Here is an 11,583-nt window from a genome sequence, read left to right on the forward strand (position 1 = left end):
GGATGGCGGCTCAGGCCGCCCGGCCGCGCCGCGCGGCGCGCGCCTCGTCGTAGGCCGCCACCGTGTTGCGCACCATGATGTCGGCAGTGAAGCGCCGCTCGTAGATGTCGCGGGCCGTCCGGCCCATCGCCACCCGCAGCGCGCTGTCGCTGCCCAGGCGGACGATCGCGTCCGCCAGCGCCTGTGCATTCTCCGACGGCACGAGCAACCCACTCGCCCCCTCGGCAATGATCTCCGCATTGCCGCCCACCGCGGTGGCGATGGCCGGCCGGCCGGCGGCGCAGGTTTCCATCAGCGTGAGCGACAGCGCCTCGTGGCGCGAGGGCGCCAGCACCACGTCGCAGGCGGCCAGCAGCTCGGGGATGTCCTGGCTCTGGCCCAGGAAGCTGACGCGCCCGGCCAGGCCCAGGCGCTCGGCCTGCGCGCGGATCTGCGCGGCCCAGGGCGTGTCGGTGGCGCCGGTGATGGCCAGGTGCACCGGCAGCGTGGCCGGCAGCAGCGCCAGTGCGTCCAGCGCCACGTCGTGCGCCTTCACGTCCACCAGGCGCGAGTTCATCAGCAGCTGCAGCGGCTGTTCGGGCGTGGGCCCCGCCTGCCGCGCGGGCTGCATGCCGATGTCGGGCACCGCGGAATACACCACCGACACCTGCGCCGCCGGCAGGCCGTGCTGCATCAGGTGGTCGCGCACCGCATTGGAGACGGCCAGCAGCTTCATCTCGGGAGGGAACCAGCGCCACGAGATCATCGAATTGGCGCTGGCCACCGCGGCCACGCCGCTCCAGCGCGAGGCCCAGTCGGCATAACGCCCGCCGCGCTGCGCCTGGCCGTGCAGCACGTCGGCCCGCCAGCGGCGGGCGAAGCGCGCCAGCTTCCAGGCCGACAGCGGGTCGTACATGCCGTGCATCGGCACATGCAGGCAGGTGTGGCCGTCGGCCCGCATGCGCTCGCCCATCCAGCCGTCCAGCGGACCGGCGAAGGCCACCTGGTGGCCGCGTTCGGCCAGCGCGGCCGAGGTGGAGACGACGCGGCGCTCCATGCCGCCGAGGATGTGGCTGTGCGCCACCATCACCACGCGCCGGGGCGCCTGCCCGCTGGCCGTCACTTGCGGCCTTGCAGCTTGGCAAAGGCCGCTGCCATCGCGCCGCCGGCCGCTGCCGGCTCGGGCGCGCCGCGGCCACGTGGTGCGCGCTGGTCGCGCGTGGGCGGGCGGTAGCCGCCGGCATCGGCGCCCTTGGCCGGCACGGCGGTCTCCAGCTTCATCGTCAGCGAGATGCGGCCGCGCGCCAGGTCCACCTCCAGCACCTTCACCTTGACGATGTCGCCGGTCTTGACCACCTCGCGCGCATCGTTGACGAACTTGTTGCTGAGCTGGCTCACGTGCACCAGGCCGTCCTGGTGCACGCCCAGGTCGACGAAGGCACCGAACTGCGCCACGTTGCTGACCGTGCCTTCCAGCTGCATGCCGGGCTGCAGGTCCTTGATGTCCTCCACGCCTTCATTGAAGCGGGCCACCTTGAAGTCCGGGCGCGGGTCGCGGCCGGGCTTTTCCAGCTCGGCCAGGATGTCCTTGACGGTGATGGCGCCGAAGCGTTCGTCGGCCAGCGCCTCGGGCTTGAGCTTGCGGATCACGTCGGCATTGCCCACCAGCTCGGCGATCGGCCGGCCGGTGCTGCGGATGATCTTCTCCACCACCGGATAGGTCTCGGGGTGCACGCCCGACTGGTCCAGCGGGTTGTCGCCGTCGCGGATGCGCAAGAAGCCTGCCGCCTGCTCGAAGGTCTTGGCACCCAGGCCGGACACATCGAGCAGCTGCTGCCGGTTGCGGAAGGCGCCGTGCGCATCGCGCCAGCGCACGATGCTCTGCGCCACCGCATTCGACAGCCCCGACACCTGCGCCAGCAGCGGCGCCGAGGCGGTGTTGAGGTCCACGCCCACCGAGTTCACACAGTCTTCCACCACCGCGTCCAGCGTGCGGGCCAGCTCGCTCTGGTTCACGTCGTGCTGGTACTGGCCCACGCCGATGCTCTTGGGGTCGATCTTCACCAGCTCGGCCAGCGGGTCCTGCAGCCGGCGGGCGATGCTCACCGCGCCGCGCAGGCTCACGTCCAGATCGGGCAGTTCCTTGCTCGCGAACTCGCTGGCCGAATACACCGAGGCGCCCGCCTCGCTCACCACCACCTTGGTGATCTTGACGTCGGGCGCCAGCGATTCCACGCGCTTGATCAGGTCGGCGGCCAGCTTGTCGGTCTCGCGGCTGGCGGTGCCGTTGCCGATGGCGATCAGGTTCACGCCATGCTGCGCCACCAGCCGGCCCAGCGTGTGCAGCGAGCCCTCCCAGTCGCGCCGCGGCTCGTGCGGGTAGACGGTGGAGGTGTCCAGCACCTTGCCGGTCTCGCTGACCACCGCCACCTTCACGCCGGTGCGGATGCCGGGGTCCAGCCCCATCACCACCCGCTTGCCGGCGGGTGCGGCCAGCAGCAGGTCGCGCAGGTTCTCGGCAAACACCTTGATGGCGGTGGCCTCGGCGTTCTCGCGCAGGCGGGTGAACAGGTCGCGCTCGATGCTCAGGCTGAGCTTGACCTTCCAGGTCCAGCCGATGGCCTTGCGGATCAGGTCGTCGGCCGGGCGCCTGGCATGGCTCCAGCCCAGGTGGCGGGCGATGCGGCCTTCGGCGATGCTGGGCTGGCCGGGCACCGGCACTTCATCCAGCTTCAGCTTGGCTTCCAGCAGCTCCAGCGTGCGGCCGCGGAACACCGCCAGCGCGCGGTGGGAGGGCACGGTGCGGATCGGCTCGGCATAGTCGAAGTAGTCGCGGAACTTGGCGACGTCGGCGTTCTGCTCGTCCTTGCCGTCCATCAGCTTGCTGGTGAACAGGCCCTCGGACCACAGCCATTCGCGCAGCGGGCCCACCAGCGCGGCGTCCTCGGCCCAGCGCTCGGAGAGGATGTCGCGCACGCCGTCCAGCACCGCAAACGCATCGGCGAAGCCGCCTTCCGCATTGATGAAGGCGGCGGCCTCGGCCATCGGGTCCAGCGACGGATCGGCGAACAGCTTGTCGGCCAGCGGCTCGATGCCGGCCTCGCGGGCGATCATGCCCTTGGTGCGCCGCTTGGGCTTGAAGGGCAGGTACAGGTCTTCCAGTTCCTGCTTGGTGGGCGCGGCCTCGATGGCGGCGCGCAGCTCGGGCGTGAGCTTGCCTTGCTCGTCGATGCTCTTGAGCACCGCGGCGCGGCGTTCCTCCAGCTCGCGCAGGTAGCCCAGGCGGGCTTCCAGGTCACGCAGCTGGGTGTCGTCCAGGCCGTCGGTGGCTTCCTTGCGGTAGCGGGCGATGAAGGGGACGGTGGCACCGCCGTCCAGCAGGTCGACGGCGGCTTTGACTTGGGCCGGCCGAACCTGCAGTTCGGCGGCGATTTGCAACAGGATCTTGTCCAAGGCAGGCACGGGAAACCACGGGAAAGGGCCCGAAGTGTGCCACCGCCGGCCCGGCGGACCGGGCCCGGACCGGCCGCCTAGAACAGTGCGAAAGCCGCGCCGACCAGCATCGTGGTCAGCGCCATGGCCACCGCGAAGTGGCGCTCCAAGCGGTTGCCGCCACCGCAGGTGGCCAGAGGGTGGCGCTCGGCGGGCGCATCGGAGGACACCAGTGACGACCAGGACATGCGCTTTCTCCTTGATGCAGCGTCGGGCTGCCCCCTTGCCTTCGGCATTTGCCGGGCTGTCTGCAGTGTTGGTTGCCCGCCGCCTGCGCAATCCGCTGAAAAGCGGTGCTTTGTGCCATGTCAGGAAAGTGGCGGGCATCGGCTCCTAGACTGGCCCCATCCACCCGACCGCAGCGCCGGGGGCCGGTCGAGGAGACAACGCCGTGTTAGCCGCCTTCATCACCCACGCCGATTGCGCCCGCCACGAGATGGGCCCGCAGCACCCTGAATGCCCGGAGCGCCTGGCCGCCATCCAGGACCACCTGCTCATCAAGGGCCTGCTGGACTACATGTGCCCCTACGACGCCCCGCTGGCCACGCCGCAGCAGCTGGCCCGCGCCCATTCGGCCATGTACGTGCAGGAGCTGCTGGCCAGCGGTCCCGCCGAAGGCCATCGCCAGGTGGACCCCGACACCGCCATGTGCCCCCACACCGTGCAGGCCGCGCTGCGGGCCGCGGGTGCGGCGGTGCAGGCCACCGACCTGGTGCTGGGCGGCCAGGCCCCTGCCGCCTTCTGCTGCGTGCGGCCGCCCGGCCACCATGCGGAGCGTGCGGCGGCGATGGGCTTCTGCTTCTTCAATAATGTGGCGGTGGGCATCCGCCATGCGCTGGACGTGCACGGCCTGCAGCGGGTGGCGCTGATCGACTTCGACGTGCACCACGGCAACGGCAGCGAGGACATCTTCCGCGGCGACGAACGGGTGCTGATGTGCTCCATCTTCGAGCGCGGCCTCTATCCCTTCAGCGGCGACAAGGCCGCCGGCCCGAACATGGTGAACGTGGGCCTGCCCAGCCGCTCGGGCAGCGAGGCCTTCCGCGCCGCGGTGGCGGACCGCTGGCTGCCGGCGCTGGAGGCCTTCCAGCCGCAGCTCATCTACGTCTCCGCCGGCTTCGACGCCCACCGGGAGGACGACATGGGCAACCTCGGCCTGGTGGAAGCCGACTACGAATGGGTCACGCGGCAGCTGCTGGCGGTGGCCCAGCGCCACTGCGGCGGGCGCATCGTTTCCTGCCTGGAAGGCGGCTATGTGCTGAGCCCGCTGGCCCGCAGCGCGGCGGCGCATGTCAAAGTGCTGATTGGCGCAGACTGATCCGGCCCCACCGGCACCCCATGGACAAGCATTACCTCTCGCCCCTGTTCTCCCCCGAATCCATCGTGGTGCTGGCCGGCGATGCCGATGCGCCCGAAAGCCTGACGCCGCAGGCCCGCACGTTGCACGAGGCGCTGCGGGCCCAGCGCTTCAGCGGCACCCTCGCCTTCCTGGACATCCACACCAGCGGCACGCTGGCCGACCTGGCACAGACACGCGCCGACCTGGCCATCATCGCCCTGCCCCGGCAGGACGTGGCCGCGGCGCTGGAGGTGGCCGGCCGCATCCACTGCCGCTCGGCGCTGATCATCTCGGCCGGCATCGACGGCGCGCTGGCGGCGGAGCTCAAGCGCATCGCCCGCCGCGAAGGCGTGCACCTGCTGGGGCCGAACGGCCTGGGCCTGCAGCGGCCGCGGCTGCAGCTCAATGCCAGCGCCCTGGGGCCGCTGGCGCGCACCGGCTCGCTGGCACTGGTGTCGCAGTCGGGCGCGCTCACCTCTTCCATGCTGGACTGGGCGCGCAACAACGCGGTGGGCTTCTCGTCGGTGGTCTCGCTGGGGCCGAACACCGCGGTGGACATCGCGCAGGTGCTGGACTTCCTGGCCAACGACCAGCACACCCACAGCATCATCGTGTACCTGGAAGGCATCTCCAATGCGCGCCGCTTCATGAGCGCGCTGCGCTCGGCGGCCAACGCCAAGCCGGTGGTGGTGCTGAAGGCCGGCCGCCGGCCCGCGGGCAACGAGGCCGCGCACACGCACAGCGGCACCATCGTCGGTGCCGACGACGTGTTCGATGCGGCGCTGCGCCGCGCCGGCGCGGTGCGCGTGCGCTCCTTCGTCGAGCTGTTCTCGGCGGCCAAGTGCCTGGCCTCGCGCTACCGGCCGGTGGGCAGGCGGCTGGCCATCGTGACCAACGGCGGCGGGCCGGGTGTGCTGGCGGCCGACTGGGTCAACGAGATCTTCCTGCAGATGGGCAAGCTGTCGGTGGAATCTGCCACGGCACTGAAGCCGCTGCTGCCGGAGCAGGCTTCGCTGGCCGACCTGATCGACCTGTCGGAAGAAGCCACCGCCGCGCACTACCGCGCGGCCATCGAGGCCGCCTCGCGCGACCGCGGCATCGACGGCGTGCTGGCCATCTATTCCACCAAGGCCGGCGGTGATTCGGGCGACGTGGCCGCGGCGCTGGTGGACGTCAAGCGCAGCCTCAGCAAGCCGCTGCTGGCCTGCTGGATGGGCGATGCCTCGGTGGGCAATGCGCGCCAGCAGTTGAACGAGGCGGCCATTCCCAACTTCCGCACGCCCGAGGCCGCGGTGGGCGCCTTCGGCAACATCGCCTCGTTCTATCAGAACCAGCTGCTGCTGCAGCAGACGCCGCCGCCGCTGTCCACGCTGGCCAAGCCCGACATTGAAGGCGCGCGGCTGGTGATCGAGAGCGTGCTGGCCGAGCGCCGCAAGGTGCTCACCGAGATGGAGTCGAAGACGCTGCTGTCGGCCTTCCACATCCCGGTGACCAACACCATCCTGGCGCGCAACGCCAACGAGGCGATGATGATCGCCACGCAGCTGGGCTTTCCGGTGGCGCTGAAGATCGACTCGCCCGACATCCTGCATAAGAGCGACGTGCAGGGCGTGGCGCTGAACATCCTCAACGGCGCGGGCGTGCGCGACACCTACAACGACATGGTGGAGCGGGTGAAGCGGCTGCAGCCCGGCGCGCGGCTCAATGGCGTGACGGTGCAGAAGATGGCGCGGGCCCAGCGCGGCCGCGAGATCTGCATCGGCCTGGTGAGCGACGAGCCCTTCGGCCCGGTGATCATGTTCGGCGCCGGCGGCACGATGATCGAGCTGATCCGCGACCGCGCGATGGAACTGCCGCCGCTGAACAAGTTCCTGGCCCGCCGGCTGATCGAACGCTCCCGCGTGGCCGAGACGCTGGTGGAATGGCGCGGCGCCAGCCCGGTGGACATGGACGCGCTGGAGCGTGTGCTGCTGAGGGTGTCGGAGATGGTGTGCGAGCTGCCGCAGCTGCGCCAGATGGACATCAACCCGATCATCGTGGACGAGTCGGGCGCGGTGGCGGTGGACGCCCGCATCATCGTCGACAGCGCGTCGCAGGGCGTGGGCATGGGCAGCGGGCCCAGCCCCTACAACCACCTGGCCATCCTGCCTTACCCGGCGCGCTACGAGCAGGTGTGGCCGATGCGCGGGGGCGGCGAATACACGGTGCGGCCCATCCACCCCAACGACGCGCAGATGCTGCAGGACCTGGTGCAGAGCCTGTCGCCCGAGAGCCGCTACTTCCGCTTCGTCAGCTCGATGACGCAGCTGCCGCCGCCGATGCTGGCGCGCTTCACGCTGATCGACTACGACCGCGAGATGGCGCTGGTGGCGGTGCACAAGCAGCGCGAGGCCGCCACCGACGGCACCATCGTCGAGACCGAACGCATCATCGGCGTGTCGCGCTACGTGACCAACCCGGACCAGTCGAGCTGCGAGTTCTCGCTGGTGGTGGCCGATGCCTATGCGGGCAAGGGCATCGGCTCACGGCTGATGGAATGCATCATGGACGTGGCCCGCGAGAAGGGCCTGTCGGAGATCGAGGGCCTGGTGCTGACCAACAACCCGGGCATGCTCAAGCTGATGCGCGGGCTGGGCTTCGAGGTGAAACCGTTCGCGGAGGACCCGGACTTCAAGCTCGTCACGCACGCGCTGTAGCGGCCAGCTGGAAGCCGGCCACCAGGCGCGACAGCGTCTCGGCCTGGCGGCGCAGGCTGTCGGCGGCGGCCGCGCTCTGCTCCACCAGGGCCGAGTTCTGCTGCGTGCTGTGGTCGAAACCGGCCACCGCGCCATGCACATGGGCCACCCCGGCGGCCTGGGCCGCGGTGGCGGCGGAGATGTCGTTGATCAGCATCGACACCTGCTGCACCTTGTCCACGATGCCGGCCATCGCCTGGCCGGCATCCTCCACCTGGCGGTTGCCGGCGTCCACCCGCTCGCCGCTGGCCTGGATCAGCGACTTGATCTCGCGCGCCGCCTCCGACGAGCGCTGCGCCAGCTGCCGCACCTCGCTGGCCACCACCGCGAAGCCACGGCCCTGCTCGCCGGCCCGGGCCGCCTCCACCGCCGCATTCAGGGCCAGGATGTTGGTCTGGAAGGCGATGCCGTCGATGGTGCCGATGATCTCGCCGATCTTCTTGGACGAACCGGCGATCTGCTGCATGGTGCGCACCACCTGCGACATGGTGGCGCCGCCCTCCTGCGCCGCCTGCGAGGTGGCCGCGGCCAGCATGCGCGCCTGCTCGGCCGTCTGCGCATTGAGCTGCACGGTGCTGCTCAGCTCGTTCATGGCGCTGGCCGTCTGCTGCACGCTGCCGGCCTGCACCTCGTTGCGCTGGCTCAGGTCGGCATTGCCGCTGGCGATCTCGGCCGAGCCGGTGGCGATGCTGTCGACGCTCTGGCGCACCTGGCCCACCAGCGTGGCCAGGCTGGCGCTCATGCGGGCCATGGACGCGACGATGCTGCGCTCGTCGCCCCGGCGCACGGGCAGCGGATGGGCCAGGTCGCCGCGGGCGATGCGCTCGGCCGCCTGCACCACGTCATGCGGCTCGCCGCCCACCTGCCGGGTGATGCAGCGCGTGGTGAGCACCGACACCGCCAGCCCCGCCACTGCCGCCACCCCCAGCAATGCCAGCATGGCCCAGCGGCCCACCGCATGGTCGCGCTCGGCGGCGCCCGAAGCTTCGCTGGCGCCGCGGCCCACCTGGTCCACCAGCGCCACCAGCGCCTTCTGCGCCGTGCCGATGGCCTCGTAGCCGGCACCCGCCAGCAGCAGCCGGGCCGGCTCCTTCTGGCCGCTGCGCGACAGGCTCATCACCTTGTCCTGCTCGGCGCTGTAGACCTGCCAAGCCTGCTGGAAGCGGGTCCATTCGGCGCGCTCCTGCGGGCTGTCGATCATCGGCTCATAGCGCTCGGCCGCCTTGGCCATGGCCGCGCGCATGCGCACGCGGTAGTCCTCCAGCGTGTCCATGTACGCGGCGTCGGGGCTGATGACATGGCCCAGTTCCACCCGCCGCAGGTCGGAGGTGAGCGTCCGGATCTCCAGCAGCAGCTGGCCCTTGGGCACCCATCGGCCGACGATGACCTGCACCGCCCCGTCCAGCCGGGACATCTGGTAGAGCGCCATCGCGCCCAGCGCACCGTTGATCAGGACCAGCAGCCCGAAGGCCAGCGCCAGGCGACGGCCCAGCGACAGGAATGCGGCAGGTGTGTGCATGTGAGGTTCCCCGCGGCGGAGCATCCGACGTGGGAAGGACTTCGACCGCAGGCCGGCCGTTTCAAGCCGCCGCGCGGCCGCGCACGGCGTTTTCCTACCTCTGGGGGATGCGTCAGCCGGCCCGGCGCCAGGCGGCAGCGCCGCGGCCTGCGCGCAAGCCGCTGGCCATCGTGGCCTGCAGCAGGTAGCCGCCGGTGGGTGCTTCCCAGTCCAGCATCTCGCCGGCGATGAAGATGCCTGGGCGGGCCTGCAGCATCAGCCGCTCGTCCAGCGCCTGCAGCGCCACCCCGCCGGCGGTGCTGATCGCCTCGGCCACCGGACGCGGCGCCACCACGGTCAGCGGCAGGGCCTTGAGCGCGGTGGCCAGCGCGGCCGCGTCGTCGAGCTGCGCCCGTGGCAGGAGTTCATGCAGCAGCGACACCTTGGCGCCGGCGAGGCCCAGCCGGCTCTTCAGGTGCGTGGCCAGGCTGCGGGTGCCGCGCGGTCGCTTCACCTCGGCCAGCACACGCTCGGCATCGAAGGTGGGCAACAGGTCGATGTGCAGCAGGGCGCTGCCCTGCGCCGCCACGGTGTCCCGCAGCAGCGCCGACACCGCATACACCAGGCTGCCTTCCACGCCGTAGTCGCTCAGCACGAACTCACCGGCCCGCTCGAAGCGGCGCCCATCGTGCGCGGTGAAGCGCAACGCGGCCGGCTTGATCGGCGCGCCGGCGAAGCGGCTGCGCAGGTGCTCGCTCCAGCCACGCTCGCCGTCGGGCCGCGCGATCTCGAAGCCGCAGTTGGCCGGCTGCAGCGCTACCACGTCCACCCCCTGGGCCTGCAGCAGCGGCACCCAGCGGCCGTCGGAGCCCAGCTGCGGCCAGCTTGCGCCGCCCAGCGCCAGCACCGTGGCCTGCGGCTGCACCGTGAGCTCACCCGCCGGGCCCTGCAGCCGCAGCGCGCTGCCATCGTCGGTCCAGCCCAGCCAGCGGTGGCGCTGGTGGAAGCGCACGCCGGCCATGCGCAGCCGGTGCAGCCAGGCGCGCAGCAGCGGCGCGGCCTTCATGTCCACCGGAAACACACGGCCCGAGCTGCCGACGAAGGTCTCGATGCCCAGGCCCGCGGCCCAGTCGCGCATGGCCTGCGGACTGAAGTCGGCCAGCCACGGCGCCACCTCGGCGGCCCGCGGGCCGTAGCGCTCGGTGAAGGGCTCGATGGGCTCGCTGTGCGTGAGGTTCAAGCCGCCCTTGCCGGCCAGCAGGAACTTGCGGCCGACCGATGGCATGGCGTCATAGAGGTCCACCTGGCGGCCGGCGGCGGCCAGGGCCTCGGCCGCCATCAGGCCGGCGGGGCCGCCGCCGATGACCACGGTATCGGCGTTCACGACCCAAACCCTTCCAGCACGTTGACGGCATTGATGCCCACCTCGGCCACCGCATACCCGCCTTCGAAAGTGAAGACGGTGGGCAGCCCGGCCGAAGCCAGGTCGCGGCCGATGTCGAAGTAGTCGGCACTGCGCAGCGTGAAGGCGGAGATCGGGTCGCCCTCGAAGGTGTCCACGCCCAGCGGCACCACCAGGGCCTGCGCGCCGAAGCGCTTGACTTCGTCCAGCCCGCGGCCGAGTGCGGCGCGCCAATCGGCGAAGCCGGTGCCGCGTGGCAGCGGCAGGTTCAGGTTGCAGCCGGCGCCCTCGCCTTCGCCACGCTCGTCGGCGTAGCCCAGGTAGAACGGGTACTCGGTAGACGGGTCGCCGTGGAGGGACACGGTGAGCACATCGCCGCGCGCGTAGAAGATGCTCTGCGTGCCGTTGCCGTGGTGGTAGTCCACGTCCAGCACCGCCACCCGCTCGAAGCCGCCGTCCCGCAGTGCCTGCGCGGCCAGCGCCGCGTTGTTGAGGAAGCAGTAGCCGCCGAAGAAGTCGGCGCCCGCGTGGTGCCCGGGCGGGCGGGTCAGTGCGAAGGCGCTGCGCGTGCTGCCCGAGGCCACCGCCTGCGCGGCGGCCACGGCACAGGCTGCGCCCTGGCGCGCCGCGGTCCAGCTGCCGGCGGTGAGCGGCGTGCCGGCATCGAACGAAAACAGCCCCATGCGTGCCGCGAAGTTGGCGGGCAGCACATCGGCGCGGAAGCCCCGCACCGGCCACACGGAAGGCAGCGCGTCCAGCTCGGCGTTGGCCGGGTCCAGCGCCACCCATTCATCCCAGGCGCCAGCCAGGAACTGCAGGTAGCGCGGGCTGTGGATGCGCGCCAGCAGCGCTTCGTCCAGCGGGCCGGGTTCGGTGATCGTGCCGACCGGGCGCTTGTGCAGCTCCGCCAGCAGATGGTCCAACCGGTCGGGCGACTCATGGCAGGGCACCAGCCGGCCGCGGAACATCTCGTGGCGGCCGGCATGCTGCCGGTGCAGGGTGTTGTGGACGATGAGCATGGCGGCATTGTTGCAGCCGCCCCGGGGCGCAGCGAACTGGGGGCCGATTCAAGTCCGCCGGGCCGCCCCAAGGACTTGAGCGCCCCCCCGGGGGGCCGCGAGCGCAGCGAGCTTGGGGG

8 protein-coding genes are annotated in these 11,583 nt (G+C 71.3%); 2 read left to right on the forward strand and 6 right to left on the reverse strand.

Annotated features, from left to right (window positions below):
- Positions 1–10: 10 nt before the first annotated feature.
- From VO99_RS07995 to VO99_RS30160, 3 genes are all read right to left on the reverse strand, one after another.
- On the reverse strand, positions 11–1,102 hold the full coding sequence (locus tag VO99_RS07995) for a glycosyltransferase family 4 protein (RefSeq protein WP_046112297.1): 1,092 nt from the start codon (positions 1,100–1,102) through the stop codon (positions 11–13).
- Positions 1,099–3,432: a Tex family protein gene (locus tag VO99_RS08000; RefSeq protein ID WP_046112298.1), complete on the reverse strand. Its 2,334-nt coding sequence runs from the start codon at positions 3,430–3,432 to the stop codon at positions 1,099–1,101. The genes VO99_RS07995 and VO99_RS08000 overlap by 4 nt, the downstream gene beginning before the upstream one ends.
- Before the next feature lie 77 nt (positions 3,433–3,509).
- A complete protein-coding gene (locus VO99_RS30160) occupies positions 3,510–3,659 on the reverse strand; it encodes a hypothetical protein (protein WP_157039490.1) in 150 nt (49 codons plus the stop codon).
- A 203-nt stretch (positions 3,660–3,862) separates the two neighbouring features.
- On the opposite strand from VO99_RS30160, the gene VO99_RS08005 reads away from it, so the two are divergent.
- Both VO99_RS08005 and VO99_RS08010 read left to right on the forward strand, forming a co-directional pair.
- Positions 3,863–4,789, forward strand: a complete 927-nt coding sequence (locus VO99_RS08005; protein WP_046112299.1) for a histone deacetylase family protein — start codon at positions 3,863–3,865, stop codon at positions 4,787–4,789.
- A 20-nt stretch (positions 4,790–4,809) separates the two neighbouring features.
- Positions 4,810–7,506, forward strand: coding sequence for a bifunctional acetate--CoA ligase family protein/GNAT family N-acetyltransferase (locus VO99_RS08010; protein WP_046112300.1), 2,697 nt, complete (start codon positions 4,810–4,812; stop codon positions 7,504–7,506).
- Here the strand turns inward: VO99_RS08010 and VO99_RS31815 are convergent.
- The 3 genes from VO99_RS31815 to VO99_RS08025 form a co-directional block, all read right to left on the reverse strand.
- Positions 7,490–9,064: a methyl-accepting chemotaxis protein gene (locus tag VO99_RS31815; protein WP_046112301.1), complete on the reverse strand. Its 1,575-nt coding sequence runs from the start codon at positions 9,062–9,064 to the stop codon at positions 7,490–7,492. The two genes, VO99_RS08010 and VO99_RS31815, sit on opposite strands and share 17 nt — an antisense overlap.
- 112 nt (positions 9,065–9,176) lie before the next feature.
- Positions 9,177–10,427, reverse strand: a complete 1,251-nt coding sequence (locus VO99_RS08020; RefSeq protein WP_083440441.1) for a TIGR03862 family flavoprotein — start codon at positions 10,425–10,427, stop codon at positions 9,177–9,179.
- The gene (locus VO99_RS08025) at positions 10,424–11,464 is read right to left on the reverse strand and encodes a histone deacetylase family protein (RefSeq protein ID WP_046112302.1); all 1,041 of its coding nucleotides are present in this window, start codon (positions 11,462–11,464) and stop codon (positions 10,424–10,426) included. The genes VO99_RS08020 and VO99_RS08025 overlap by 4 nt, the downstream gene beginning before the upstream one ends.
- Positions 11,465–11,583 lie beyond the last annotated feature (119 nt).

The organism is Aquincola tertiaricarbonis, assembly GCF_000969605.1.
GTDB classification, from domain to species: domain Bacteria; phylum Pseudomonadota; class Gammaproteobacteria; order Burkholderiales; family Burkholderiaceae_C; genus Aquincola; species Aquincola tertiaricarbonis.

What these genes read in the sequence shown, in the direction of transcription:
- VO99_RS30160 (WP_157039490.1), bottom strand. Translation starts at nt 3,659, where the DNA reads ATGTCCTGGTCGTCACTGGTGTCCTCCGATGCGCCCGCCGAGCGCCAC.
- VO99_RS08010 (WP_046112300.1), top strand. Translation starts at nt 4,810, where the DNA reads ATGGACAAGCATTACCTCTCGCCCCTGTTCTCCCCCGAATCCATCGTG.
- VO99_RS31815 (WP_046112301.1), bottom strand. Translation starts at nt 9,064, where the DNA reads ATGCACACACCTGCCGCATTCCTGTCGCTGGGCCGTCGCCTGGCGCTG.
- VO99_RS08025 (WP_046112302.1), bottom strand. Translation starts at nt 11,464, where the DNA reads ATGCTCATCGTCCACAACACCCTGCACCGGCAGCATGCCGGCCGCCAC.